Source organism: Streptomyces sp. NBC_00443, from assembly GCF_036014175.1.
Taxonomy (GTDB): Bacteria; Actinomycetota; Actinomycetes; order Streptomycetales; family Streptomycetaceae; genus Streptomyces.
In genome coordinates, this window is the sequence record NZ_CP107917.1 from 3311439 (window position 1) to 3336101 (window position 24663).

The window sequence follows — 24663 nt, forward strand, 5'->3', positions numbered from 1 at the left end:
TTTGTCCCAGGGGTTTTACGGAAAGCCGCACACGCCGAGGCGCCGCCCGGATAGGCTCACTGCCTTTCCGAACGGCGCCAACCAACGAGTAGCTACCGCAAGTTGAGCACTTGGGTCAGATCTGCCCGTCCTCCAGCATTTCGGTCACAAGGGCGGCGATCTGGGACCTCTCGGACCGCGTCAGCGTGACGTGGGCGAAGAGCGGATGCCCCTTCAACTTCTCCACGACGGCGACGACACCGTCGTAGCGCCCGACCCTGAGATTGTCCCGCTGGGCCACGTCATGGGTCAGAATCACCCGCGAATTGGCCCCAATTCGGGACAGAACCGTCAGCAGGACATTCCTTTCCAGCGACTGCGCCTCGTCCACGATCACGAAGGCGTCATGCAGCGAACGCCCGCGGATGTGCGTGAGGGGCAGCACCTCCAGCATGCCCCGCGCGGTCACCTCTTCGATGACCTCGCGGCTGGTGACCGCCGACAGTGTGTCGAAGACCGCCTGCGCCCAGGGGCTCATCTTCTCGGCCTCGCTGCCGGGCAGATAGCCGAGCTCCTGCCCGCCCACCGCGTACAGCGGCCGGAAGACCATCACCTTCTGGTGCTGACGGCGCTCCAGCACCGCCTCCAGACCGGCGCACAGTGCCAGCGCCGACTTGCCGGTGCCGGCCCGGCCGCCCATGGAGACGATCCCGACGTCCGGGTCGAGCAGCAGGTCCAGCGCGATCCGCTGCTCGGCGCTGCGGCCCTTGATGCCGAAGGCCTCACGGTCGCCGCGCACCAGCCTGACGTTGCCCTCGGGCGTGATCCGGCCCAGCGCGTTGCCGCGCTCGGAGTGGATCGTCAGGCCGGTGTGCACGGGCATGTCGGCGGCCTCGGGCACGAAGACGTGCCCCTCCTCGAAGAGGATGTCCACCTGTTCGCCCGGCAGCGTCAGTTCGGACATTCCGGTCCAGCCGGAGGAGTCCGTGATGGCGAGTTCGGCGCGGTACTCCTCAGCCTGGAGACCGACGGACGAGGCCTTGATCCTGAGCGGCAGGTCCTTCGACACGACGGTGACGTCGAACCCCTCGGCCTGCAGATTGCGGGCGACCGCGAGGATGCGGGAGTCATTGTCCCCCAGGCGGTAGCCGGTCGGCAGAACGCTGGGGTCCGAGTGGTTGAGCTCGACACGGACGGTCCCGCCGAGGTCCCCGATCGGGATGGGGCCGTCGAGACGGCCATGCTTCACCCGGAACTCGTCGAGCAGACGTAGGGCCTGCCGGGCGAAGTAGCCGAGTTCGGGATGGTGCCTCTTGGCCTCCAGTTCCGTCACCACGACGATGGGGAGCACGACCTCGTGCTCGTCGAAGCGGTTCAGGGCGTTCGGGTCGGCCAGCAGGACGCTGGTGTCGAGAACGTAGGTGCGCCGGTCGGGCTTGTGGCGCTTTGTGCTGGTCACCACGGAAGGACGTACCCCCTCGGATGAGGTCGGGGAGCGACGGAGTGGAGCTGGACCGGTCGTCGGCCGCTCTGCACGGGCCGAAAACCGGCCCCCCGCGTCTTCTTCCGTGCCGTGACCGCACGGTGGGGCTGGTGCAAAGGGCCTCCCGGGCGGACGGCCCCGTGCCGTCCGCTGAGATACGACACCCGTGGTTCGGGTGTCGACCTGCTTGCCTTATGCCCTCGAACGTGCGCTGCCATGCCGACGCATATGACGGCGCGCTGGTGAACTCCTTGTTACTTCTGTCCCGCGGGGGTGAGTTCGCTCAGCCGCCGTAGCGCCGGTGGCGGGCCGCGTAGTCGCGCAGAGCGCGCAGGAAGTCCACCTTGCGGAAGGCCGGCCAGAAGACTTCACAGAAGTAGTACTCGGAATGGGCCGTCTGCCACAGCATGAAACCGGACAACCGCTGCTCGCCGCTCGTACGGATCACGAGGTCGGGGTCCGGCTGGTCGCCGGTGTAGAGGTGGCTTCCGATCAGGTCGACGCTGACGGACTCGGCGAGGACCTCCATCGAGGTGCCCTTGTCGTGGGCGTCGATGATCATCGAGCGCACGGCGGCGGCGATCTCCTGGCGGCCGCCGTAGCCGATGGCGACATTGACCAGTATCCCGTCGATGTGTGCGGTGGCCTCCTCGGCCTCCTTGAGGCTGGTCTGCATCCCGGACGGCAGCAGGTCGGGGGTGCCCACGTGGTGTACGCGCCAGCGCCCGTCGGCGGCGAGGGTGCGGACGACGTCCTCGATGATCCCGAGGAGGGGGCCGAGCTCGTCCTGGGGCCGGTCGAAGTTGTCCGTCGACAGCAGCCAGAGGGTGACGACCTCCACGTCCGTCTCGCTGCACCAGCCGAGGAACTCCTCGATCTTCTCGGCACCGGCCCGGTGCCCGTGCACGGTGGAGGAGCCCGCCGCCTTCGCCCAGCGACGGTTGCCGTCCATGATCACGCCGATGTGCTTGGGCACCTGAGCGTGGTCCAGGTGGCCCTCCACCCGGCGTGCGTACAGCCTGACCAGCAGGCCGCGCAGCTTGTCGCGCAGGTTCACGTGATTGTCAGCCCCTCCGTACGGATCGGACAGGCGCGCGGGCGCTGCGCGCGGCGCAGGCGAGGGCGGTTCCTGTCCGTATGGCGGTCCCCTACCGGCGAAAGCGTACCCCTGCGGGGCTTGGGCCGTCCGCCTCGGGTGGGGGTGCCCAGGGGCCGTTGGCGGCTGCGGGTCGGTGGGGGCTGGTCGCGCCCAGGCGGCGGAGCCGCATATCGACAGAGCCCCGCGCCCCTTCAGGTCGGGGCAGTCGGCCGGCGCCGGGACGCCCCCTTGCTATCGGCACGAAGAGACGGGCCGGTCCGAGCAAAAACGGGCCGGTCCGTGGGGGAGACGGACCGGCCCGAGGGGGGTTTCCACCATAACCCTTCGTAAGTGATGCTGCGTGCATCGGCGTGCCACAACTACTCTCCGAAGTCGCTCGGCGACGGCCCGGTAGCCGCGAGAGGGCTTCTTTGTGGCCGATTCATGGCCTGGCGGGAGCGGATTCCCAGGGGAAACGGGTGGAATGTGGCCGGATCCATAGGGTTTGCAGCATCTTGAGACTCACCGTGCGACTTGTCCCCGCTTCCCCCGCCCGGGTGACACCGGCCGCGAACGTCGACTTGACGGCGCACATGGCTGCGGGTTCGGGAGGCGGCTTCGACGCGACACGCGTCCAGCAGGGGCACTTTCGAGGGCGCAGCACCGCGCAGCCCCCTCCGCTGCGCGGTGCCGCCGCGCAGCTTTGCTTACGCGAATTACCTTGTTCTGAACTTACGTGAGAGGTGTGAGGAAATCGAGTCGGCCGCCATAACAATGTGGAAAAGGTGTGGGTTCCTTGGATGCGCAGGGGTCGGCGCCCCTTCGCTCACGGATGCACGGTTTGCACCATACGAGCCTCAAGTGCCTCGGATGTGTCCTCAGGTGCCCCAGCGGACAGTTACTGGCCTACATCCGGCCTAACGTCGCCCCATGACTGCGACCGCGAGCAGGGCGATCACGTGGGACCGGGCGAGCGCACGGCGTACGGAGCGGCAGTTCCTGGCACGTCCAGCCGCGCACGGCACGCCGGTCGCCGATGTGGTGGGGGCGATGCTGGGCGCGCATGCGCAGGTGCTGTCCGCGGCCGAGGTGTCGGTGGGGGTACGGGCCGCCGGGGTGACGCGGGCCGACGTGCGGGCCGCGCTCTGGGAGGACCGCTCGCTGGTGAAGACGTTCGGCCCGCGCGGAACCGTGCATCTGCTGCCCGCCGCCGAGTTGCCGCTGTGGTGCGGCGCGCTGAGCGCGATTCCGACGGGTCCGAGCCCTTTCCCGCGGGACATCGCCGTTACGGAGGAGCAGGCGGAGCAGATCGTGGCGGCGATCGGAGACGCCCTCGACGGCGTGTGCCTGACCGTGGAGGAACTGAACGAGGAGGTCGTGGCGCGCACGGGTCCGTGGGCCGGGGACCGGGTGATGCCCGCCTTCCAGGACCTGTGGCCGCGCTGGCGGCAGGTCATGCACCGGGCCGGCCAGTCGGGCGCCCTGTGCTTCGGCCCGAACCGGGGGCGGAAGGTGACGTACACCCGGCCGCAGGGGGTCGAACCGGTACCGCGGTCGGGGCCGGCGGGCGAGGGGGCGCTGCGGGAGCTCGTACGGCGGTATCTGCGCGCGTACGGCCCGGCGACCCCCAGCACTTCGCCAAGTGGCTGGCGGTGCCCGCCGGTTGGGCGGTGGCGCTGTTCGGGGAGCTGGTGGGGGCCGGGGAGGCCGAGGAGGTGTCGTTCGAGGGGGCCGCGGCCTGGGTGGCGGCGGGCGACACGGAGTTCCCGGTGGGGAAGGTGCGTGGCGTGCGGTTGCTGCCCTACTTCGACGCGTACGCCATCGCCGCGCAGCCGCGGCAGACGCTGTTCCCCGGCGAGGCGTACCAGCGGGCGCTGGCGGGTGGGCAGGCGGGGAACTTTCCGGTGCTGCTGGTGGACGGGGTGGTGGCCGGGGTCTGGCATCAACGGCGCCAGGGCCGTCGTACGACGGTGACGGTGGAGCTGATCGGACGGCGCCTGACGGCGCGGCAGGAGCGGGAGCTGGGCGAGCAGGTGGAGCGGGTCGGGGAAGTGCTGGAGGCGAAAGCGGAGTTGGTGGTCGGGAAGGTGACCGTCGGACCGCATGCGTGAGTGCCCCGCCGGGCGGCTCAGGCGCTGGGCCTGCGTGCCTCGAAGAGGTGGCGGGTGCTGTGCACGACGAAGGGACCCTCGGACTCGATCTGTTCGTGCAGGGCGCGCAGTTGCGGCCGGTACGCCTCGACGGTGAAGCCGGGGACCATCCACACGACCTTCCGCAGAAAGTGCACGACGGCTGCGATGTCGTGGAACTCCATACGCAGTTCCTCGGCGCGCAGGTCGACGGTCTCCAAGCCGGCCACCTCGGCATCGGCGCGTTCCCGGTCGGGGTGGCGGCCGCTGCGGACCTCGTCGGGCTGGGGCCCGAGGAAGTACTCGACGAGTTCGAAGACGCTGTGGGGTCCGACGTGCTGGGCGAAGTACGTGCCGCCGGGCCGGAGCACGCGGACGATCTCCGGCCAGTGGGCCCGCACCGGGTGCCGGCTCGTGACCAGGTCGAAGGCCCCGTCGGCGAACGGGAGCGGGGCGTCCTGGGGCGAGGCGACGACCGCGACACCGCGGGCAGCGAGCAGGGCGGTGGCCTTGGCGACGTTCGGCGGCCAGCCCTCGGTGGCGACGGTGAGCGGCGGGGCCTTCGGTGCCCGGCCGAGGGCGAAGTCCAGCACTTCCCCGCCCCCGGTCTGGAGGTCGAGCGCGGCGGTCGCGCCGGCCAGCCGGTCGGCCAGGGAGACGGCATACCCCCAGCTGGGGCGCGCCTCGGTGGCCCGCCCCTCGAACCAGGAGAAGTCCCAGCCCTCGGTGGGCACGGCCGCACCCTCGGCGACGAGCTCCTCGAACGACCTGTCCTGTCCCATGCGGTGATGATCGCAGGGCCCTGTCAGTGGCCGCTGCTAGTTTTCGACGCCATGACGAACTCGACGTACACGGCGGGCGAGAAGGAAACACTCCGGGCGAGCCTCAACCACCACCGGGACGCGGTGCTGTGGAAGCTGGAGGGCCTGGACGACGAACAGCTGCGCCGCCCGATGACCCCGACCGGCACGAGCCTGCTGGGCCTGGTCAAACACCTCGGCTCGGTGGAGTACGGCTGGTTCGTCTCGACCTTCGGCGGCGAGGTGGAACCACTGTGGTTCGACCCCTACAGCGCCGAGGACATGGCGGCCGACCAGGGCGAGACGACGCAGCAGATCATCGAGTTCTACGGCCGTGCGCGCACCGCGGCCGACCGTCTGATCGCCGAGCGGTCGCTGACGGACCTGGGCCGGCCGGAGTGGCGGGGCGAGGCGGTGTCCCTGCGGTGGGTGCTGGTCCACATGATCGAGGAGACGGCACGGCACGCGGGCCACATGGACATCGTGCGGGAGCTGATCGACGGGGCGACAGGGGCTCACCAGCCGGGATGAGCCCCTCGCATGCTGTCGCTCGCGTCGTCCCTCAGGGCACCAACGGCCGCACGTCCTCCGCCGCGAACCGCACGAACCCCTCCGGGTCGGGCTCGTCCCCCGTCGGCTGCAGCACCACGGTGTCGGCGCCGGCGTCCGCGAGCCGCTGGACGGCCTTCGCGACGGTGTCGGCGTCTCCGGCGACGCCGAGACCGGGGACGTCACCGTCCCCCTCGGCTTCGAGCTCGGCCTTGAGCCTGGCGGGCCCGTCGGGGCCGGTGGCGGTCAGGAGGTAGACGACGACTTGGTGCGGCTCGTCGCCGGTACGGCCCGCCGCGTCCCTCCCCTCCTCGATGAGCTGCCGCGCCTTCCGCACCCCCTCGGGCGAGGTCGAGGCGGTGAGCAGCGTCCCGTCGGCCGCCTCACCGGCGAGCCGCAGCGAGCGGGGCCCGGTGACACCGGCGATGACCGGCACCGGTGCGGCGGGCGGCCAGTCGAGGGCGACGTCGTCGAGCTTCACGTACCGCCCCTCGGTGGTGACCGTCTCCCCGCCGAGCAGGGCGCGCAGGGCGACGAGATGCTCGCGCAACAGCGTCACCGGCGACTCGACCCGCGCCCCGACCTGCCCCATCCAGTCCTGCACACCGTGCCCGAGGGCGAGGATCGGCCGTCCGGGGAACATCCGGTGCAAGGTGGCGGCTTCCATGGCGGTGATGGCGACGTTCCGCAGCGGGACGGGCAGCAGCCCGACGCCGATCCGCACGCGATCGGTCCACGCCAGCGCGGCGGCAGCGGTGGAGATCCCTCCCTCCCGGAAGCAGTCCTCCCAGAGCCAGAGCTCTTCGAGGCCTGCCTCGTCCGCGATGCGGGCGACGGAACGGAGTCGCTCGGGGGCGAGTTGGGGGCGGAAGATTGCGCCTAGTCCGGTCATGGGGCCTTCCTACCCGGGGAGCACTCGCCGGACAACAGGAAATCCAGGAGGTGGCTGGGGATGGGGCGACGGTGGCGGGACGGTCGGGGGACGCTGGTCGTTCACGGGGAGCGGGGGGACGTCTCGGTGCCCGTGGAGGTCGCCGCGTCCTACCGGGCCCGTACGAGGGGGCTGCTGGGGCGGGATTCCATCGCCGGGGCGATGCTGCTCACGCAGGCCGGCAGCGTGCACACCTTCCGGATGCGGATGCCCATCGACGTCGCCTATCTCGACCGACGGCTGAACGTCATCGCCGTACGCACCATGCCACCGGGGCGGCTGGGCCTGCCCCGGCTTCGGTCGCGCCATGTGCTGGAGGCGGGGGCCGGGGTGATGGCCGGGTGGGGGGTACGGGCCGGCGTGCGGGTGACTGTCGAGGGGTAGGCGTGGGCGAGGGCGGCCCTGCAACCGGGTCAGTTGTCCGTGCGCGGGAAGGACACCTCCACCCGTCGGTTCTTCTTGCGGCCCGACTCCGTCGCGTTCGAGGAGATCGGGTACTGCTCGCCGTAGCCGCGCACCTCGTAGGTGACCGTGGAGTCGGTCAGCTCCGACTCCAGGACGCCCTGTACGGCGTTCGCACGCTTCCTGGACAGGACGTCGCCGTGGGCGGAGGAGCCCAGGTTGTCGGTGAAGCCGAAAACGCGGATGCGCGTGGCGTTCTGGGTCTTGATCTCCTCGGCGATCTCCGAGATACGGGATTTCGCCTCGCCCGTCAGCTTCGCGCTGTCCTTGGGGAAGAGGACCTCGGCCTGCAGCGCGAACTTCACGTCCGAGTTCGTGTCTTCCCGGCGTTCCTCGCCGGCCTGGTCCTCGACCACCTGCTTGATGTCCAGCACCTTGGCCTCTGCGAGCGTCGCCCCTTCGGGGAGCTTGAGGTCCGGGTCGTTGGCGTCCACCTCTACGGGGGCGGTGGCGGTGGCTTCGGTGCCCGGGGGGACGCTGGGGTCGTCGGCGGCGTCGGCTGTGGTGGCGCCGAGGAGGTTGGTGGCGACCATGAGGGTGGCTGCGGTGAGGGTGAGGGGGAGGCGGGGGGTGCGGGTCATTTTGGCCTCACCCGGAGATCTGGATGGTGGCGGCGGCGAAGGTCGGCAGTTGGAACGTGACCTCGCTCGTGTCCGTGGGCGGCGACGGGAACTGCATGAACACGGAGAGGCTCTCACCGGCCTTGAGGGACGAGAAGCCCGTGGTGGTCAGCGGACGTCCGTCGGTGTCCCGCAGCACGTAGTACCGCTTCTTGCTTTTCGAGTCGACGAGCGTGGCGCCCCCGAGCGACCTGCCGTTCCTGATGATCTCGGTCTCGTTGCCGCTCAACGCGGAGGGGACCGAAGTGCTCTTGTCCCCGTCGTTCTTCAGGCTGCCGTTCACGGTGATGAAACCGCCGGCATCACGCTGGGCAGAGATGATCTGGAGGAGCAGTCCGTCCGAACCCTTCAACTCCGCCAGGGGCTCGTCCGCCTGTCCCTCCTGAGCACTTGGGTCGGATCCCCGGTTCGTGGGAGCGGACGCCGAAGCCTCCGGCTTCTTGTCGTCGTCTCCCCCACCACCGCAGCCGGCCACGCCGAGGGCCAGTCCGGCCGCAACGGTCAGCGCGACCATCCCCCTGTGGGCCTTCGCCGTGAACCGAATACTCATGCCTCTGCTTCCTTCTTCACTCGTCGTTCGCTCGTCAGGCGGCCAGATGGACGTCGAAGAGGTCCTCGGGATCCGGAAGGGTGATCGGATCGTCCGGGTCCGGCTCCCAGTCCGTGTCTCCGCAGGTGAGTTGCGGCAATGGCAGTGTGTCGTTCCCGTCACCCTCACCGTCGTCGGAGTCCCCGCCGGGGAGATCGAACGTGCAGCGGGGCTCGATCACGGCGGTGGCTGACGCCGTCGACTTCTTGTCCTCCGTGCCGGGGACGATGGAGTCGCCTACGGACTTGTTGGTTTCGACATCCACCGTGTAGCCCAGTGGCTCTGCCCGCCCACAGCCTTGGACATCGGCGTCGTTCTGGGCCGCCAGTTCGTAGGCCCGCCAGCATCCGTCGACCAGTTCCGTGTCGCCGTCAAGGATGTCCTGCCACTTCGTCGGGTCGCCCACGACTGCCAACCAGTCGCCCGCGAGCTGGTCCCGGCTCTCCTGCGCCGCTGCCAACGCCGCCGCGTCGGCAGCGGTTTGGGCACCGTTCCGATTCGCCGCGGCCTGGCCGACCGCAAGGTATGCGAACGCGAGAAAAAGCAGGCCTGCCACCACCGTGATGTAGGTGGGGAAGGCCTGCCCTGCGTCGCCGTACTTGGGTGGCCGCATCAACCACCGGTCACTTCGGTGATCTTGTCCGTGATCGCGTCGAAGATCGTCTGCCCGATGTCCGTCCCCGTAATGGCCAAAACAATCGCCACCACCACCGCGATGATCCCCAGATACTCCACCGCCGTCTGCCCCTTGTCGTCGCGAACGGCACGGGAGCGCACGTACTCGACGGTGGTGTTGATCCAGTTGCTCATGGTGTTCCCCTCTGGGCACGCAAGTCCTGTGAGAAGTCTCAGGAGAAAAGTAAGCGCGAACACCCCGAACACCAGAGGGTCCCAGGACCCAATTCCAGGCCTCGGCCGAAAACCGCCGTCCCCCCATCGCCGCTCAACCCCGTCCTGGGTGTGAACCCGGCGCCGTACCCAGCCACTTGGCCGCGGCCTCCCCGCGACTGCTGCTGTGGAGTTTGGCGAAGATGCGGTTGATGTGGTTCTTGACCGTCTTCTCGCTGATGAAGCAGGCGGCGGCGATCTGCTGGTTGTTCATGCCGGATGCGATGAGGTCCATGATCTCCGCCTCCCTCCTGCTCAGCCGGAACCGTGACCGATACGACGACGACTGTCCCACAGTTGGTTGCACTTGCGAAAGCGGTTCCGCAGAATTCCCGGCCGCAGTTGGGAGTTCGGCGTTTGCTTGCGCGAGTGATGCCGCTGCCGTGGGGGTGAGCCGGGGCTCCGCCGCGCCCCTGCCTCGCTCGATGTCACGCACCGCCGCCACCAGTTCGTCCGTCGTGAACTCACCGTGGACCAGATAGCCGGCGGCGCCGAGACTCAGGGCTTCGCGGACCGTCTCCGACTCCCCGCTGTAGGTCAGCATCATCACCGGGGCGATGCCGACCAGGTGCGGGAGGGCCGTGATGCCGTCCGTGCCCGGCATGCGGACGTCCAGGAGGATCACGTCGGGGCGGTGGCGGCGGGCCGCTTCCTGGGCCTCCTGGCCGTTCGCCGCCTCGGCCACCACCGTTATGTCCACGTGTGTGGAGAGCAAGGCCGTCAGCCCTGCTCGGACCACCGGGTTGTCGTCTGCCACCACTAGCCGGAGGGGGGTGTTCATGGGGTCGCCTTCGTCGTCGTCAGGGCCGCCAGCGGGAGTTCGAGACGGACCTCCGTGCCGCGCGCGTGGGTGCCCTTGCCGATGTGGATGCCTGCGCCCATCGAGGCGGCTCGTTCGGCCATGCCGATCAGACCGAAGTGGCCCGACCGGCGGAGGTGTTCGAGGGTCGTGTCGGGGGGCAGGCCCCGGCCGTCGTCCTGGACCGTCAGGCACAGCACCTCGCCCCGCACGCCGGCGCGCACGCCCGCTCGTACGTCGACCCGGGTCGCGGCCGCGTGACGGTGGGCGTTCTCCATGGCCTCCTCGGTGATGGTGAGGAGTTGGCGGGCGACCGCCGGTGGGACCGGGAGGGCGTGGGCGGCCTCGCCCAGAGTGTCGTACGTCGCCGTCATGCCCGTGCGTTTCGCGAAGGCCTCGGTACGGGCGGCCAGTTCCGGCGTGACGTCCGTCGCGTGGTCCGGGTCGGACTCGCGGCGCAGGTCCGCTAGGAGTTCGCGGGACTCCGCGGCGGCTCGGCGGGCCGCGCGGGCCACCAGCTCGGCCTGCTGGCTGACGCGGGCCGGGTCCATCGACGCCGACGCCGCGGAGAGCGCCAGACCGTCCGCCGCCAGTGCCACGCCGTGCAGCGTCTTCGCCACCGAGTCGTGCATCTCGCGCGACAGCCGGGCTCGTTCCGCGCCGACCGCCTCGGTCACCGCCAGCCGCGCCTGGATCGTCGTCAGTGCCTGCGTGGCCGTACCGAAGCGGAGCATGAGGTTGCGCAGCGACGAGCCGAGCGCGCCCGTGATGACGCACAGGCCCGGGAGCAGGAGTTTCTCCGCCAGGCCGCTGCCCGCCTGCGCCTCCTTGTTGATCGCGTAGGCCAGCAGCAGGATCAGGGACTGCACACTCGCGAACGCCGCCGCGCCCCGGTAGCCGTAGACGATGCCGGCGAGCAGGGGCGTGCAGACGCTGACGTAGGCCAGCGTGGTGTCGGGGCCCGCGGAGATGAGGAGGAGGGCGGTGAAGAGGGTGTCCGCCGCCAGGAGGGTGGGGTGGCGCAGGAGGAGCGGGCCGAAGCGTTCCCAGTCGCGGAACAGGGCGTAGGAGCCCATGAACGTGACCACGACCGCCGCGCCCATCAGACGGGTTCCCAGGCCGGGCGTCGCGTTGAGCAGGGCCGCGGGTGCGGCGAGGGCGATCATGGCGAGGCGGAAGCCGAAGACCTGCCGGCACATCGCCTGGAGGGCGTTTATCTGGAGCGGTATCGCGGCGGCCTGTCCGGCTCCTCCGGCTGCCCGGGACGGCCGAAGGCGCCGCAGCAGGAGGGCGATGCCTGCCATCGCCCCCGGGGCCGAGGTCCCGGTCCCCCCTGTACCTGTGCCCGGGCCCACGCCCGTACCCGCGCGCATCCTCACCGGCATGCCTGACATGCAGTCCTCCCCCCTACTCCCCCGTCAACGACCCGAAGTCCGTCCCGGACCCCAGCAGCAGTCCCGCCCCCAGCAGGATCATCGTGGCCGGCACCATGAACGTCGTGATCATGAGCGTGGCGCGCGGCACCGCCCTGGCCGCCTTCCGGCGGGCGTTCTGGGCGTCGGTGCGGCGCATGTCCTTGGCGAGGGCGACCAGCGTGTCGACGATCGGCGCGCCCAGTTCCTCGCCCTGCTGGAGCGCCGTCACGAACATCGCCACCTGTTCGGAGTCGTTGCGGCGGCGGAGTTCCGCGAAGGCCTGGCGGCGGCTCATGCCCAGGTCCATCTGGCGCAGGGTGATGCGCAGTTCGTCCGCCCAGGGGCCCTCGTACTTGGACGCGACCCGGTCGAGTGCCTGGCGGAAGCCCAGGCCCGCGCTGACCACCACCGCCAGGACGTCCAGGAAGTCCGGCAGGGTGCGTTCGATCTCGTCCTTCCTGATCCGGATCGCCGACCAGATTCCGACCTCCGTCCAGAAGGCGCCGAAGGCCAGCAACAACAACGCCACGAGGACCTGGCCCCGGAGCAGGAACACCAGGAAGCCGACCGCGCCCAGGAAGCCGTACACCGCACGCCTGGCCGCGTAGCGGTCGATGGTGAGGCCGCCGGGGTTGCCCGCGAGGTCGATCTTGCGGCGGTACCTGGCGACCAGCTTCGGGCCCATCAGGCGCAGTACTGCGGGGGCGTAGCGCATGCCCATGCGGTCGATGAGCGAGTCCACGGCGCCGGTGCGGGTCGCGCCGATCTCGAGGGCCAGCGCGAGATCGCTGGGCAGTCTGGCGTCCGCGCGGTACATGCGGATGCCGGCGAAGATCCCCCACACGCCGAGGGCCATCGCCAGGGCCAGCACAAGTCCCAGTTGTCCGAGTCCGAGTCCGAGTCCGATTCCCATGGTCCGTCGTCCTCCCTTCCTGCGCCTCGGCGCCTCAGACGTCGATCCGCGAGAGGCGGCGGATCAGGACGAAGCCCACGGCATACAGCCCGAACGCGATCAGCACCGCCACCTGGCCGACCGGGGAGGCCGTCATACGGTCCAGGGCCCCGTCCTTCACTCCGTTCATGAGGAACAGCGACCCCACGCCCAGTGCCGGGACGGCGTACGACGTCATGCTCACCTGGGACAGCTGCGTACGGACCTCGCGTCGCGTCTCCTTGCGCTCCTCCAGCGTCTCCGTCAGGTTCCGCAGGGCGCTCACCACCTGGCCGCCGGCCCGGTTGGACAGCACCAGCGTGGTCACCAGGACGACCAGTTCGCGGGACGGGAGGCGTTCCGCGAGTTCGCCCAGGGCGTCGTCCATCGAGGCGCCGAGGGCCAACTGGTTGGAGACTTTGGCCAGTTCCTCGCCCGCCGGGGCCTCCAGCTCCTCCGCCGCCAGGCCGATGGCGGTGCGCAGGGCGAGGCCCGCGTGGGCCGCGTTCGCCAGGATGCGGGCCAGTTCGGGGAGTTGGTTGATGAACCGCTCGATGCGCTTCTGGCGTTGCCAGTTCAGGAACTGCATCGCCGCCCAGACGCCCAGCAGGCCCGCGATCGGGCCGAAGAAGGGGGCCAGGGCCGCCTGGCCGACCAGCCACAGGCCCGCCACCGTCGCCAGCATGTAGACGAAGAACTCGCCCGGCGTGACGTCCAGGCCCGTCGCCACCAGCCGCAACTCCAGCCGCTTGCCCAGTTTTGTACGGCGCAGGCGGCGGTCCAGGTCGGCGAAGCGGCGCCGGCGGCCGGCTCCGGTGATCTGGCCGGCGGAGGTCAGACGCTCGACGAGGGCCTGGCGCTGGGCCCGGCCCGCGGCGTGGACGTGGACGCCCGCCACGGCCAGGGCGCAGGTCAGCAGGGCGACGCCGGTCGTGAGCGTGATGCGGGTCTGGAGGTCCATCAGTGGGGTCCTACCTGGCTTCTCGGGTGGCGAGCTCGAGCGGTGACTGGGCGACGCCGAAGGCCTGGGGTATCGGCTGGCTCGCCATGTAGAGACGGTCGGCGGTGCGGCGCGGGAGGGGGAAGTACGCGAAGGCGCCGTGGACGCGGCCGTCCGGCGTCATGGGCTGGGCGTGGAAGCGGGCCACCGTCGCCAGCCGGTACGGCTCCGCGCCGTGGCTGTCCAGGATCGCGATCTCGGTGATCCTGCGGGCGCCGTCCGGGAACCGGGTCAGCTGGATGAGCACGTCCACCGCGCTGTTGATCTGGTCGTGCAGCGCCTCGAAGGGGATCGACACGTCGGACATGGACGCGAGGGTCTTCAGCCGCATCAGGGCGTCCTCCGCGCTGTTGGCGTGCACGGTGGCCAGGGAGCCGTCGTGGCCGGTGGACATCGCCTGGAGCATGTCGAGGGACTCGCCGCCGCGGACCTCACCGACGACGATGCGGTCGGGGCGCATCCGCAGGGAGTTGCGGACCAGGTCCCGGATGCTGACCTGGCCCTTGCCCTCGACGTTCGGCGGGCGGGACTCCAGCCGGATCACGTGGGCCTGCTGGAGCTGGAGTTCGGCCGAGTCCTCGATGGTGATGATGCGTTCGGCCTCGGGGATCAGGCCCGACAGCGCGTTGAGCAGTGTCGTCTTGCCCGTGCCCGTCGCCCCCGAGACGATGATGTTGAACTTCGCCTGCACCAGCCCGGCCAGCAGATACACCATGGGCTCGTCCAGCGAGCCGAGGCCGGTCATCTCGTGCAGGGTGAAGGAGCGGGGGAAGCGGCGGATCGTCAGGGTCGCGCCGGTCAGGGACAGCGGCGGGATGATGACGTTCACGCGCTCGCCGGACGGCAGGCGCGCGTCCACCATCGGGTTCGACTCGTCGACGCGCCGGTTCACCGTCGAGACGATCCGCTCGATGGTCTGCATCAGCTGGTCGTGGGAGGGGAAGCGCAGCGGCAACTGCTCGACGCGGCCGCCTCGTTCGACGAAGATCGCGTCGGGGCCGTTCACCATGATCTCGGTGATCGACGCGTCTTCGAGCAGCGGCTCCAGGATGCCCAGTCCCAGTGCCTCGTCCACGACCCTGCGGATCAGCTGCGAGCGCTCGACCGTGGACAGCACGGGACCCTCACGGCTGATGATGTGCCCGAGGACGCGTTCCAGGCGGGCCCGGCGCTCGGCCGCGGCCAGCGAACTCATCTCCGCGAGGTCGATCTCCTCCAGGAGCTTGGCCCGGTACGAGGCGACCAGGTGACCGTCCTCGCCCCGGCCGGCGTTCTCCTCCGGGGCGTTGATGCGTGACCTCAGGCTCATGTGGATCCTCGTTCAGTGGTCGAGCGGCATGGTCGCGGTCTTCTGGGCGGGGTCGAAGTTCCAGCCGGGCACGATCGACGGGATCTCGACGGTGGCCGTGACGGTGACCTCGTCGCCGCCGGACGCCTCCGAGCAGGCGGTCCCGTCGGCGAGCCAGCCGCTGACCGCGTTCTGGCACCCTTCCTGGGCGGCGCCGGGTTCGAGCGAGGCCGCTCGCGCCCCCGCCCTGGCTGCCGTACCGGCCTGCTGGGCGGTGTAGGCGATGAGTCCGACCTGGATGCCGGCCATGGCGACGAGGATCAGGATCGGGATGAACCCGAGGTACTCGATGGCGACCTGACCGCGGTCGCGGCCCGCACGGCGGGGGAAGAGCCGGTACGACATCTCAGTCCTTCTCCTCCTGCACGGCCCCCGCATGGCCCTCGACCGTGAACGGGAAGGCGATGGAGCCGGGGAAGAGGACGGGCACCTGGAGGGTCACGTCGGCTGTGACATAGCCGCCGCTCGCGTTGCACTCCACAGTGGCGCCCCCTGCCATGAGTCCGGAAGGTGTTGCAGCCCTGCTTCCGCGCAGGCCGACTGCCCCTCCGACGCCGTCGCCGCCCGCGCCGCCTCGTCGGCAGCATTCCCCGCGAGCGTGAACGTGTACCCCAGCAGCACGCACTGCCACAGCAGCACCAGCGTCAGGATGATCAGCGGCGTCATGCCGAGGAACTCGATGGTCACCTGGCCCCGGTCGTCCCTGAGCCGGCCCTTGTCCCCCCGCGCCCTCACCTCCCGATCTCCTTCCGGCGCCGGAAGGTCAGCGCGGCCCGGTCGCCGCCCCGCGCCCGTCCGTTGCGGCGCTGCACGGCTCCCTCGGTGCCCTTGACCAGGCCCAGTTCCCCCGCGAGCGCCCACAGGGCCTGCTTGACCGTCCCCCTGTTGTCCAGCTCGTGCACCCGGCCGGCGTCGACCGCGCCCTGGAGTTCCTTGAAGTTGGCGGGGATCACGGTGGCCGCGACCGACGTGCCGGTGATCCGCTGGATCAGGGCGGGCTGGATCTCCGTACCGCGCGAGTGGCGGTTGACGACGATCATGGTCTCCTCGGCCTTGCGGATCTGGAGGCGGTCCCACATCCGGACCGTGCGCTTGGCGCCGCGCACCGCGACCACGTCCGGGGTGGTGACGAGGAGGGCCGTGTCGGCCATCTCCACGGCGGCCGCGCTCGCGCCGCTCAGTTGGGCGCCGCAGTCGACGACGACGACCTCGTAGCGGGAGCGCAGGGCGGTGACGACGTGGCGGGCGGCGCGGTCGGTGACCTCCTCGCCGCGTTCGCCGTCACCGGGGGCGAGGAGCAGGGCCACTCCCGTGTCGTGCCGGAACACCGCGTCCGCCAGCACGCGCGGCGTGATGTCGCTGATGGCGGCGAGGTCGACGACCGAGCGGCGGAACTGGATGTCCAGGTAGGACGCGATGTCGCCGGTCTGGAGGTCCATGTCGAGCAGCGCGGTGCTGCGGCCCGACGCCTGGGCCGCGAGGGCCAGCTGGATGGCCGTGAGGGTGGCCCCCACGCCGCCCTTCGCGCCGCTCACCGTCACGACGGTGCCGCCGACGCCGCTGAACACATCGCCGCCGGCGCCCAGATGGCGCCGTACGCCCACGGACCACTGGGCGACCGCGTGGACGCGGCTGGCCAGTTCCTCGTAGTGCAGCGGCAGGGCGACCAGGCCCCGGGCGCCGTAGTCCATGGCGGCCTGGAAGAGGCCGGGGCTCGCGTCGGACGTCACGAGGATGACGCCCACCGCCGGGAAGCGCAGGGCGACTTCGCGGATGAGCTCCAGGGCCGGGACGGGGCCGATGCGCTCGTGGACGACGACGACCTCGGGCAGTTCGTCGATGGACTCGGCGGCCAGGCGCGCGAGGGTGTCGACGAGTTGGGTGGAGTCGGTGACCGGGGCGACCGGCTCGGCGTCGGGGAGCTGGCTGAGCAGCGTCGTGAGGGACCGGACCGCGTCCGCGTCGCCGACGGCCGGGAGGATCCTCGTGGGCATGGGGGCCTCTCACTTGTCCTTGGCGAGTTCGTAGGTGCGGTCCGTCGCGGGGATCTCGGAGTCGGCGCCGGGTGCCACCAGGGCGAGCCGGACCTCGTCGGCGAAGGACTCGGCGTACGTGATGCGCTGGGCGTCGACGGTGCGCAGGGCGAAGGTGATCGGGACGGCCTCGGTGGGCTGCCGGTCCCGGTCGTCCGCGTCGGGTCGCAGGGAGGTCAGCTTGCCCACGTCGATGACGCGGGCGTTCTCGACGATGAGCTTGGACTGGTCGGGGTCGCCGTCGCGCTGTCCCTCGAAGGTGGCGTAGACGTTGACCGTGGAGCCCGGGGTGATCTTGCCGGCCACGCCGGTGGCCGCGTCGATCATGATGGCGAGTTCCTGTTCGCCCTGCTGGAGGGCGGGCTGGTCGACGATCATGTCGCTCTGCAGCAGGGAGCCCTCGAGCAGTCTCGTGACGGCGATCTTGCCCTGGATCTCGCGGAGATCGGTGACCGCGTTCTCGGAGAGCCACCGCTCGGGCATCTCGGTCTTCTCGAACTGGGCCGCGCTGAGCGGGGTGTAGGGATCCACGTTCCGCTTGAGCCGGTACGCGGTGACCTCTGGCCCGACCTTGGACTTCACGTCGTTGATGACGGACAGGACACCGGCGAAGGCGCCGAGGGCGCAGACGACCGACAGGAGCAGGAGTATCACGCCGCGGCGCTGACGGGAGTTCACGTGCAACCTCATTGGGGGAATCGGTCGGGTGCGGTCGGAGTCGGGTTGGTCGGGGTCGGGTCGGCCTTGCGGCCGGGTCCGGTCAGCCCGCGCGGGCCGGTTGCTCGTGGGTGGGCGGGGTGGCGGAGCAGAAGACGCAGCGATCGCCGATGACGTCGATGCCGCACCAGTGACAGGAGTTCTGCCGTACCGAGGTGACGAGCTGGTAAAGCACCGAGAGGTCGGGCAGGTAGGCGCAGAACTCGATCAGCCGGGGCGTCCCCCACCAGGTCGCCGACTCGGCGGGCAGGACCACCTCGCGCAGGCCCTGCGCGTTCCAGGTCTTGGCGAGGCCTGCGACCCAGTCGGACTGGAGCTGCCCCTGGGCGACCAGCATCGAGGTGCCGAACTCCGGGCCGGGGAGGGTGACTCCGGGGGCGATGCGGACGAGCTGCGGGGCCGGGTGGGCGAGGACGCCGAACTGGCTGCCGGGCATCCAGGATTTGGCGTGCGACCTGAGGTCCACGGGGACGCGGTCCAGCTTGGCGACGGAGCCGAGGAGGGCTCCGGCGTGGATGTAGTGGGTGAGCAGCCGGCCGGCCGAGGCGAGGACGCCGGGGCTGAGGTCGCACGAGGCCAGCTGCCGCAGCTGGCGGGCCAGGACGGCGAGTCCGAGCGGGGGCAGTTCGGGGCGGAACACGGCGATACGGTCGCTCTCCAGCAGAGACCGTACGGTGTGCAGTCGCTGCTGGACGCCACGGGGAACGGCCTGCGAGCAGACGACCACGACGTGCCCGTGCTGCTCGATCAGGGTCTGCATGCCGGTCAACGACTGCTCCAGGGGCTCCCGGTCGAGGTCCTGGAGCACGACGGCGGGCACGGTTCGCTCGTCCTGTGCCGGTAGCGCCATGTCGGCGCTGGTCACGGCAATGGCAGTTGGCACGCGCAGCTCCCCGCTTCCCGCCCGGTCCGGTGCACGGGTGTTACTCCGGTGCACCGAGATGACTTCATTGCGTGACTATCTCAGCACTGTATCCACGGCTTGATGACCGGAGAACAGCGTTTCTGTAGCCGGGAGGGAACTCACCTCGCACAACTCACGCCAAAACGGGGCAGGTTGCGCACACCAATCCTCCATGACCGGAATCCCTTGACAGCTGGATTGGTCTGGACCAACTTGGTTGACATGTTCATACACAGAGCACACGGGCGTCGCGGACGAGCGGCATCCCGCACCGGCGGACCGGCCCGCCTGTGGGCGGCAGCCGTCACCTCCGCCCTCGCCCTCACCCTCATCGGTGCGGGCCACGCGTCCGCCGCGGACGTCAACAACGCCAAGAACGCCGGCTTCGAGTCCGGCCTGAGCAGCTGGACGTGTTCGGCGAACAGCGGCACGACCGTCTCCTCACCGGTGCACGGCGGCTCCACCGCGCTGAAGGCGACACCGGCCGGGCAGGACAACGCCCGGTGCAGTCAGACGGTGGCCGTGAAGCCCAACTCGACGTACACGCTGAGCGCCTGGGTCCAGGGCGGCTACACCTACCTCGGCGTGACCGGCACGGGCACGACGGACGTGTCGGCGTGGACGCCGGACTCGGCGGCGTGGAAGCAGCTGTCGACCACCTTCAGCACCGGCGCCTCGACGACCTCCGTGACCCTCTACACGCACGGCTGGTACGGGCAGGCCGCGTACTACGCGGACGACGTGTCGGTGTACGGCCCCGACGGCGGCGGGGGCACCGACCCCTCCCCCACGATCCCCGGTGCGCCGAGCGGGCTCTCGGTGTCGGGCACGACCTCCTCGTCCGTCTCGCTCGCCTGGAACACCGTCTCGGGCGCGACCGGCTACAACGTCTACCGGAGCGGCACCAAGGTCACCGCGGTCACCGGCACGTCCGCGACCGTGACCGGGCTCGCGGCCTCGACGTCGTACTCCTTCCAGGTCACGGCCACCAATGCGGCCGGTGAGTCGCCGAAGTCGGCGGCGGTGACGGGCACGACGAACAACCCGACCGGACCCGGGCCCGCCCTCCCCAAGCACGCGGTGACCGGCTACTGGCAGAACTTCAACAACGGCGCCACGGTCCAGAAGCTCGCCGACGTGCAGTCCCAGTACGACATCATCGCCGTCGCCTTCGCGGACGCGGCCTCGACACCGGGCGCGGTGACGTTCAACCTGGACTCGGCCGGGCTGGGCGGCTACACCGTCGACCAGTTCAAGGCGGACATCCGGGCGAAGCAGACGGCCGGGAAGAAGGTCATCGTCTCGGTGGGCGGCGAGCGCGGCACGGTCGCGGTGAACGACGCCACCTCGGCGACGAACTTCGCGAACTCCGTGTACTCCCTGATGCAGACGTACGGCTTCGACGGCGTCGACATCGACCTGGAGAACGGCCTCAACGCCACCTACATGACGCAGGCCCTGCGGTCACTGTCGGCCAAGGCGGGCTCGTCCCTGATCATCACGATGGCCCCGCAGACCATCGACATGCAGTCGACGTCGAACTCGTACTTCCAGACGGCCCTGAACATCAAGGACATCCTCACGGTCGTCAACATGCAGTACTACAACAGCGGTTCGATGCTGGGCTGCGACGGCAAGGTCTACAGTCAGGGCTCGGTGGACTTCCTGACCGCCCTGGCCTGCATCCAGCTGGAGGGCGGCCTGGCCCCGTCCCAGGTGGGGCTCGGCCTGCCTGCGTCGACTCGGGGCGCGGGCAGCGGGTATGTGGCGCCGTCCGTCGTGAACAACGCCCTGGACTGCCTGGCCAAGGGCACGGGGTGCGGTTCCTTCAAGCCCTCCAGGACCTATCCCGACCTGCGCGGTGCGATGACCTGGTCGACGAACTGGGACGCGACCGCGGGCAACGCCTGGTCGAACGCGGTCGGGCCGCACGTCCACGGGCTGCCGTAGCAGCACCGGACGCCGTCAACCCATCGGCCGGTAATGGCCAAGTACCCAGGCCAGCTGCGGGAACCACTCCTGCAGCCGCGTCCTGGGCTTGGCCTCCACCACGCACTCGTAGAACCGGCCGTCCATGTGGACCACGGCAACCATCAGGGCCTTGCCGTCGGGGCTCGCCTTGTAGTGGACGCCGCGGATCTCGGGCCAGCGGAACTCGATCGTGAGGCCGGACATCTCGAAGACGACGCCGGAGGCGTCGACGACGACCGCGTTGCGCTTGTCCACGGCCAGGAACTCCGGGCCGGCCGCAACGGGCTGGGGCGGCACCGGCTGCGGCGGCACAGGCTGGTGCGGCACCGGCCGGCCCGGGACCGGGGCGTACGGGGGCTGCGCGGGCGGGTACTGCGGCGCATACTGCGCCGGGGGCGGACCGAAGCCCGGCACGGGCGGTGGGGGTGGCTGCTCTGTCATCCGTCGTGTCCTCGGTCCTGTCCTCTGTCCTGTCCTTGCCCTGGCTGTGAACTTCTCGGCGCTGCGGTGAAACATTCTCCCTGCCCCGCCGCATCAGTGAAGTGAGGGCCTCACCGACGGCCGGCACGCAGCAGCAGGGGGACGGCATGAGACAGGCCCGCGCCGACGAGTACGCGGAGTTCGCGGTGGCCAGGGCCGGGCATCTGTACCGGTCCGCCTGTCTGCTGACCGCCGGGGACACCCACCTCGCCGAGGACCTCGTCCAGGAGACCCTCGGCCGGATCTACGCCCGCTGGGGACGGGTGTCCCGGGTGGACAACCCCGCCGGGTACGCGCAGACGGTCCTCACCCGCACCTTCCTCGCCCACCAGCGCCGGCGCAGCAGCACCGAGCGCGCCACGGACACGTTCCCCGACCGGCCGGCGGACGACGGCGGCCACGGTGACCTGTCGCTGCGGCTGACCCTGCTGCAGGCGCTCGCCCGGCTGCCCGCCAAGGACCGGGCCGTGGTCGTCCTGCGGTACTGGGAGGACCGGTCCGTGCAGGAGACCGCCGACGCTCTGAACTCCAGTTCCGCGGCGGTGCGGACGCGGTGCACGAGGGCGCTCGGCCGGCTGCGGGAGCTGCTGGGCGAGGACCTCGGCGAGTACGCGGCTCGCTGACCCACGCCCTCTCTTTCCCGACCCCAGCACCGACCTCACCCCCGACCCCAACCCCAACCCCGAGAAACGGTGGTCTCGCCATGCCTGTGGAACACGACGAGGAGCAGTTCGAGGGGCGGCTCAGTGACGCCCTGCACGACGCCGGTGACCGCTTCGACGCCGACCGGACCGCGCTCGTAGCGGCCGGTCTGACGCGGGGCCGTCGGCTGCGGCTGAGGCGGCGGGCCGCAGTGGCGGGCGGCGTGGCCGGGGTCGCCCTGGTGGGGGTGGGAGGGGCGCTGCTGGTGCCGTGGGGCAGCGCTCCCGCCCCCCAACCGTCGAGCTCCGGCGTGGCCGAGCAGCCGTCCGGCACACCGGCCCCCGCTCCCGTGACGGCCCGCGAACTCATCACGACCCTCGAAGAGCTGCTCCCCGAGGGCAAGGTCAGCGCACAGGAGGCGCGCGGCGCCGCGGACGAGCCGGTGCCGCCGTACGTCCGCCTCGTCCACGACGACGGCAAGGGACCCGCGGCCGTCGGCGTCAGCCTGAACCGGATCGAGCCCGGCAGCGACCAGGCCCGGCAGACCACCGACTGCCCGGACAAGGCGCTGGTCCCGCACGACAGTTGCGTCTCCACCCGGCTGTCCGACGGCTCCCTGCTCAAGCTGTTCCAGGGCTACGAGTATCCCGACCGGCGCGTCGACACCAAGCTGTGGTCGGCCGACCTGCTCACCCCGACCGGACAGCACGTCGCGGTCAGCGAGTGGAACGCGGCCGCCGAGAAGGACGCACCGGTCAGCAGGAGCGAACCGCCCCTGTCCACGGACCGGTTGAAGGAGCTGGTGACGGCCGAGGTCTGGCGCGGGTACGTCGACTCCATTCCCGAGGACCCGAAGAAGCCGACGGCGACGGCCGCGCCGGGCGCCCCCGCCGAGCCGACGGTCGAGGCGGTCCTGGGCACCCTCGTGCCGCTGCTGCCAAAGGACGCGAAGGTCGTCGAGAAGGGCAGCGACTACTCCTACGTCGTGGTCGACGACGGCAAGGGCAGGAGCTACGTCCAGATCGACGTCCAGCACGGCATGGGAGACGTGGCCGGCGAGCTCTTCGGCGACGACGCCGAGGAGCTGCCCGACGGCACCTTGGTCGCCTTCCGGCCGAGCGGCGGCGACAAGGGCGTCGAAGGCGCCGTGATGTGGACCGTCGACACGCTGCGCACGGACGGCTTCCGCGTCGCCGTCAGCGCCTTCAACGCCGGGACCCAGCACGACGCCCCCAGCCGCGAGACCCCCGCCCTGACCGAGAAGCAGCTAAGGGAGATCGCCCTCAGCCCCCAGTGGGACGAGTTCCGTTAGAAGAGGTCAGAAGAAGTCCGCCCACGGCTGGTCCCAGATCTGCTTCAGGCACAGCACCAGGAACAGCAGGCCCGCGATGGCCAGCATGACGTTGCTGAGCGGCCCGTTGCGCCACTGGGCCGGGGTGCGGGAGGAGTTGAGGAGCCAGATCAGCGTGCCGGCGAGGAAGGGCATGAAGGCCGCACCCAGCACGCCGTAGATGATGATCAGGCGGAAGGGCTCGCCCTGGAAGAGCAGGACGATGGGCGGGAAGGTCAGCCAGAGCAGGTAGGCGCGGAAGGGCCAGGAGCGCTCCCGCTCGCCGGAGGCGACCTTCTCGCCCTTCAGCGCCTCGCGGGTGCGGTAGCGGGTCACGAAGTCCGCGAACATCAGGCTCACGCCGTGCCAGACGCCGATGAGGGAGGTGAAGGAGGTGGCGAAGAAGCCGATGAGGAAGAACTTGGCCGTCGCCGTGCCGTATTCGTCCTCCAGGATGTCACCGAGCTGGATCAGGCCCTTGTCGCCGCTGGCGATGGCGATGTTCGCGGAATGCAGCAGCTCGGCGCCGACGAACAGCATCGCGATGACGAAGATGCCGGTGGTGGCGTACGCGACGCGGTTGTCCAGCCGCATGACCTTCATCCAGCCGGTGTCCGTCCAGCCCTTGGCGTTGACCCAGTAGCCGTACGCGGCAAGGGTGATGGTGCCGCCGACGCCGCCGATGAGGCCGAGGGTGTTGAGGATCGAGTCCTTCTCGTCGGGCAGGACGGGCAGCAGGCCCGCGAAGGCGTCGCCGAGGTTGGGCGTCACGCGGATCGCCAGGTACACCGTCACCACGAACATGACGCCGACCAGGACCGTCATGACCTTCTCGAAGACGGCGTACTTGTTGAACCAGACGAAGACCAGGCCGACCAGCCCGCAGGCCACGCCCCACCATTCGAGGTCCATCACGTTCGGGAACAGCGCCTGCAGCGGCAGCGCACTCGACGACATCGCCGCCGCGCCGTAGACGAAGCCCCAGATCACGACGTAGACCGCGAAGAACCAGGTGGTCCAGCGGCCCAGGCTCGTCCAGCCGTCGAAGAGGGTGCGGCCGGTGGACAGGTGCCAGCGGCCCGCCGCCTCGGCCAGGGAGATCTTGACCAGGCAGCCGAGGACCGCGGCCCAGAGCAGGGTGTAGCCGAAGTTGCTGCCCGCGATGAGGGTGGCGACCAGGTCTCCGGCCCCGACGCCGGTCGCGGCGACGACGATGCCGGGGCCGATGTACCGCCAACTGGACTTACGTGGCCGGGATTCCGCCTCGCCGACCTGTGATTCCGCTGTGTTTCCCGTGGTGTCCGCCATGAGGGCCAAGAAATCTCAAAGGTGCCGGGGGGACAAGAGGGCGTGCGCGATCTCCACCCAATGTGCTCACCAGGGTTTGGAGCCGCAGTCGTCCGACGCCCCAGCGCCGGGAGAGCGCGTCCATCAGGAACTTGCCCCGGCGGGAAGCCCGATTCCATACCTGCACCCGCGCAGACGGTGATCCCGTCGTGGCGCTGATCCGCCCATGATCAGCCGTTCCTGTGGGGGTGGTGTCGAAAGGAGCCGGGGATTCCGGGAGCCGAGGGCAAGAAAGTCG

Annotated in this window: 24 protein-coding genes and 2 pseudogenes; 6 read left to right on the forward strand and 20 right to left on the reverse strand. The window is 70.3% G+C overall.

What is annotated here, in order from left to right:
* Positions 1-115: 115 nt before the first annotated feature.
* Together OHO27_RS14575 and OHO27_RS14580 are read right to left on the reverse strand one after the other, a co-directional pair.
* A complete protein-coding gene (locus OHO27_RS14575; RefSeq protein WP_328423976.1) occupies positions 116-1441 on the reverse strand; it encodes a PhoH family protein in 1326 nt (441 codons plus the stop codon).
* 304 nt (positions 1442-1745) lie between these two features.
* Complete coding sequence (locus OHO27_RS14580) at positions 1746-2519, reverse strand: isoprenyl transferase (protein ID WP_328423978.1); 774 nt, start codon at positions 2517-2519, stop codon at positions 1746-1748.
* 1071 nt (positions 2520-3590) lie between these two features.
* On the opposite strand from OHO27_RS14580, the pseudogene OHO27_RS14585 reads away from it, so the two are divergent.
* Positions 3591-4651 (forward strand): annotated as a pseudogene (locus tag OHO27_RS14585) (winged helix DNA-binding domain-containing protein).
* Positions 4652-4668: 17 nt separating this feature from the next.
* Here OHO27_RS14585 and OHO27_RS14590 read toward each other — a convergent pair.
* Positions 4669-5451, reverse strand: coding sequence for a class I SAM-dependent methyltransferase (locus OHO27_RS14590; RefSeq protein WP_328423980.1), 783 nt, complete (start codon positions 5449-5451; stop codon positions 4669-4671).
* 51 nt (positions 5452-5502) lie between these two features.
* Between OHO27_RS14590 and OHO27_RS14595 the strand changes: the two genes are divergently transcribed.
* Positions 5503-6000: a DinB family protein gene (locus OHO27_RS14595; protein WP_328423982.1), complete on the forward strand. Its 498-nt coding sequence runs from the start codon at positions 5503-5505 to the stop codon at positions 5998-6000.
* Positions 6001-6031: 31 nt separating this feature from the next.
* Here OHO27_RS14595 and OHO27_RS14600 read toward each other — a convergent pair whose 3' ends face one another.
* Entirely contained in the window at positions 6032-6910 is an 879-nt protein-coding gene (locus OHO27_RS14600; protein WP_328423983.1) for an LLM class flavin-dependent oxidoreductase, read from the reverse strand.
* Between the two features lie 60 nt (positions 6911-6970).
* On the opposite strand from OHO27_RS14600, the gene OHO27_RS14605 reads away from it, so the two are divergent.
* Positions 6971-7333, forward strand: coding sequence for a DUF192 domain-containing protein (locus OHO27_RS14605; protein WP_328423985.1), 363 nt, complete (start codon positions 6971-6973; stop codon positions 7331-7333).
* A gap of 29 nt (positions 7334-7362) precedes the next feature.
* On the opposite strand, the gene OHO27_RS14610 is transcribed toward OHO27_RS14605, so the two are convergent.
* The 14 genes and pseudogenes from OHO27_RS14610 to OHO27_RS14675 all read right to left on the reverse strand — a co-directional run bounded on the left by OHO27_RS14610 (position 7363) and on the right by OHO27_RS14675 (position 18601).
* Positions 7363-7992 carry an OmpA family protein gene (locus OHO27_RS14610; protein WP_328423987.1) on the reverse strand — a complete coding sequence of 210 codons (630 nt, stop codon included), beginning with the start codon at positions 7990-7992 and terminating at the stop codon, positions 7363-7365.
* 7 nt (positions 7993-7999) lie between these two features.
* On the reverse strand, positions 8000-8581 hold the full coding sequence (locus tag OHO27_RS14615; protein WP_328423989.1) for a hypothetical protein: 582 nt from the start codon (positions 8579-8581) through the stop codon (positions 8000-8002).
* A gap of 34 nt (positions 8582-8615) precedes the next feature.
* Positions 8616-9233: a pilus assembly protein TadG-related protein gene (locus OHO27_RS14620; RefSeq protein WP_328423991.1), complete on the reverse strand. Its 618-nt coding sequence runs from the start codon at positions 9231-9233 to the stop codon at positions 8616-8618.
* The gene (locus tag OHO27_RS14625; protein ID WP_328423993.1) at positions 9233-9430 is read right to left on the reverse strand and encodes a Flp family type IVb pilin; all 198 of its coding nucleotides are present in this window, start codon (positions 9428-9430) and stop codon (positions 9233-9235) included. The genes OHO27_RS14620 and OHO27_RS14625 overlap by 1 nt, the downstream gene beginning before the upstream one ends.
* A 133-nt stretch (positions 9431-9563) precedes the next feature.
* Positions 9564-10289, reverse strand: coding sequence for a response regulator transcription factor (locus tag OHO27_RS14630; RefSeq protein WP_328423995.1), 726 nt, complete (start codon positions 10287-10289; stop codon positions 9564-9566).
* Positions 10286-11611 carry a sensor histidine kinase gene (locus OHO27_RS14635; protein WP_443059545.1) on the reverse strand — a complete coding sequence of 442 codons (1326 nt, stop codon included), beginning with the start codon at positions 11609-11611 and terminating at the stop codon, positions 10286-10288. Before OHO27_RS14635 ends, OHO27_RS14630 begins: the two co-directional genes overlap by 4 nt.
* A gap of 103 nt (positions 11612-11714) precedes the next feature.
* On the reverse strand, positions 11715-12602 hold the full coding sequence (locus tag OHO27_RS14640) for a DUF5936 domain-containing protein (RefSeq protein ID WP_328430431.1): 888 nt from the start codon (positions 12600-12602) through the stop codon (positions 11715-11717).
* 67 nt (positions 12603-12669) lie between these two features.
* Positions 12670-13614: a type II secretion system F family protein gene (locus OHO27_RS14645; protein WP_328423997.1), complete on the reverse strand. Its 945-nt coding sequence runs from the start codon at positions 13612-13614 to the stop codon at positions 12670-12672.
* A gap of 10 nt (positions 13615-13624) precedes the next feature.
* Positions 13625-14962 carry a CpaF family protein gene (locus OHO27_RS14650; protein WP_328423999.1) on the reverse strand — a complete coding sequence of 446 codons (1338 nt, stop codon included), beginning with the start codon at positions 14960-14962 and terminating at the stop codon, positions 13625-13627.
* A 12-nt stretch (positions 14963-14974) separates the two neighbouring features.
* Complete coding sequence (locus tag OHO27_RS14655) at positions 14975-15346, reverse strand: TadE/TadG family type IV pilus assembly protein (protein WP_328424001.1); 372 nt, start codon at positions 15344-15346, stop codon at positions 14975-14977.
* Position 15347: 1 nt separating this feature from the next.
* Positions 15348-15667, reverse strand: a pseudogene (locus tag OHO27_RS14660) (pilus assembly protein).
* A gap of 65 nt (positions 15668-15732) precedes the next feature.
* On the reverse strand, positions 15733-16995 hold the full coding sequence (locus OHO27_RS14665) for an AAA family ATPase (RefSeq protein WP_328424003.1): 1263 nt from the start codon (positions 16993-16995) through the stop codon (positions 15733-15735).
* 9 nt (positions 16996-17004) lie between these two features.
* Positions 17005-17712 carry a Flp pilus assembly protein CpaB gene (gene cpaB / locus OHO27_RS14670; protein ID WP_328424005.1) on the reverse strand — a complete coding sequence of 236 codons (708 nt, stop codon included), beginning with the start codon at positions 17710-17712 and terminating at the stop codon, positions 17005-17007.
* An 82-nt stretch (positions 17713-17794) separates the two neighbouring features.
* Positions 17795-18601, reverse strand: coding sequence for a hypothetical protein (locus tag OHO27_RS14675; RefSeq protein WP_328430432.1), 807 nt, complete (start codon positions 18599-18601; stop codon positions 17795-17797).
* A 276-nt stretch (positions 18602-18877) separates the two neighbouring features.
* On the opposite strand from OHO27_RS14675, the gene OHO27_RS14680 reads away from it, so the two are divergent.
* Positions 18878-20605: a chitinase gene (locus OHO27_RS14680; protein ID WP_328424007.1), complete on the forward strand. Its 1728-nt coding sequence runs from the start codon at positions 18878-18880 to the stop codon at positions 20603-20605.
* 15 nt (positions 20606-20620) lie between these two features.
* Here OHO27_RS14680 and OHO27_RS14685 read toward each other — a convergent pair whose 3' ends face one another.
* Complete coding sequence (locus OHO27_RS14685) at positions 20621-21067, reverse strand: hypothetical protein (protein WP_328424009.1); 447 nt, start codon at positions 21065-21067, stop codon at positions 20621-20623.
* A 146-nt stretch (positions 21068-21213) separates the two neighbouring features.
* Here OHO27_RS14685 and OHO27_RS14690 point away from each other — a divergent pair, with 146 nt between their 5' ends.
* Both OHO27_RS14690 and OHO27_RS14695 read left to right on the forward strand, forming a co-directional pair.
* A complete protein-coding gene (locus OHO27_RS14690; protein WP_328424011.1) occupies positions 21214-21729 on the forward strand; it encodes a SigE family RNA polymerase sigma factor in 516 nt (171 codons plus the stop codon).
* Positions 21730-21809: 80 nt separating this feature from the next.
* Positions 21810-23060, forward strand: coding sequence for a hypothetical protein (locus tag OHO27_RS14695; RefSeq protein WP_328424013.1), 1251 nt, complete (start codon positions 21810-21812; stop codon positions 23058-23060).
* Between the two features lie 6 nt (positions 23061-23066).
* Here OHO27_RS14695 and OHO27_RS14700 read toward each other — a convergent pair whose 3' ends face one another.
* Entirely contained in the window at positions 23067-24386 is a 1320-nt protein-coding gene (locus OHO27_RS14700; protein WP_328424015.1) for an Nramp family divalent metal transporter, read from the reverse strand.
* Positions 24387-24663 lie beyond the last annotated feature (277 nt).

Bases quoted from the DNA above. Each gene is read 5' to 3' on its own strand.
- OHO27_RS14590 (WP_328423980.1), bottom strand. From the start codon at position 5,451: ATGGGACAGGACAGGTCGTTCGAGGAGCTCGTCGCCGAGGGTGCGGCC.
- OHO27_RS14595 (WP_328423982.1), top strand. From the start codon at position 5,503: ATGACGAACTCGACGTACACGGCGGGCGAGAAGGAAACACTCCGGGCG.
- OHO27_RS14600 (WP_328423983.1), bottom strand. From the start codon at position 6,910: ATGACCGGACTAGGCGCAATCTTCCGCCCCCAACTCGCCCCCGAGCGA.
- OHO27_RS14605 (WP_328423985.1), top strand. From the start codon at position 6,971: ATGGGGCGACGGTGGCGGGACGGTCGGGGGACGCTGGTCGTTCACGGG.
- OHO27_RS14610 (WP_328423987.1), bottom strand. From the start codon at position 7,992: ATGACCCGCACCCCCCGCCTCCCCCTCACCCTCACCGCAGCCACCCTC.
- OHO27_RS14615 (WP_328423989.1), bottom strand. From the start codon at position 8,581: ATGAGTATTCGGTTCACGGCGAAGGCCCACAGGGGGATGGTCGCGCTG.
- OHO27_RS14620 (WP_328423991.1), bottom strand. From the start codon at position 9,233: ATGCGGCCACCCAAGTACGGCGACGCAGGGCAGGCCTTCCCCACCTAC.
- OHO27_RS14625 (WP_328423993.1), bottom strand. From the start codon at position 9,430: ATGAGCAACTGGATCAACACCACCGTCGAGTACGTGCGCTCCCGTGCC.
- OHO27_RS14630 (WP_328423995.1), bottom strand. From the start codon at position 10,289: ATGAACACCCCCCTCCGGCTAGTGGTGGCAGACGACAACCCGGTGGTC.
- OHO27_RS14635 (WP_443059545.1), bottom strand. From the start codon at position 11,611: ATGGCAGGCATCGCCCTCCTGCTGCGGCGCCTTCGGCCGTCCCGGGCA.
- OHO27_RS14645 (WP_328423997.1), bottom strand. From the start codon at position 13,614: ATGGACCTCCAGACCCGCATCACGCTCACGACCGGCGTCGCCCTGCTG.
- OHO27_RS14650 (WP_328423999.1), bottom strand. From the start codon at position 14,962: ATGAGCCTGAGGTCACGCATCAACGCCCCGGAGGAGAACGCCGGCCGG.
- OHO27_RS14655 (WP_328424001.1), bottom strand. From the start codon at position 15,346: ATGTCGTACCGGCTCTTCCCCCGCCGTGCGGGCCGCGACCGCGGTCAG.
- OHO27_RS14665 (WP_328424003.1), bottom strand. From the start codon at position 16,995: ATGCCCACGAGGATCCTCCCGGCCGTCGGCGACGCGGACGCGGTCCGG.
- OHO27_RS14675 (WP_328430432.1), bottom strand. From the start codon at position 18,601: ATGGCGCTACCGGCACAGGACGAGCGAACCGTGCCCGCCGTCGTGCTC.
- OHO27_RS14680 (WP_328424007.1), top strand. From the start codon at position 18,878: ATGTTCATACACAGAGCACACGGGCGTCGCGGACGAGCGGCATCCCGC.
- OHO27_RS14685 (WP_328424009.1), bottom strand. From the start codon at position 21,067: ATGACAGAGCAGCCACCCCCACCGCCCGTGCCGGGCTTCGGTCCGCCC.
- OHO27_RS14690 (WP_328424011.1), top strand. From the start codon at position 21,214: ATGAGACAGGCCCGCGCCGACGAGTACGCGGAGTTCGCGGTGGCCAGG.
- OHO27_RS14695 (WP_328424013.1), top strand. From the start codon at position 21,810: ATGCCTGTGGAACACGACGAGGAGCAGTTCGAGGGGCGGCTCAGTGAC.
- OHO27_RS14700 (WP_328424015.1), bottom strand. From the start codon at position 24,386: ATGGCGGACACCACGGGAAACACAGCGGAATCACAGGTCGGCGAGGCG.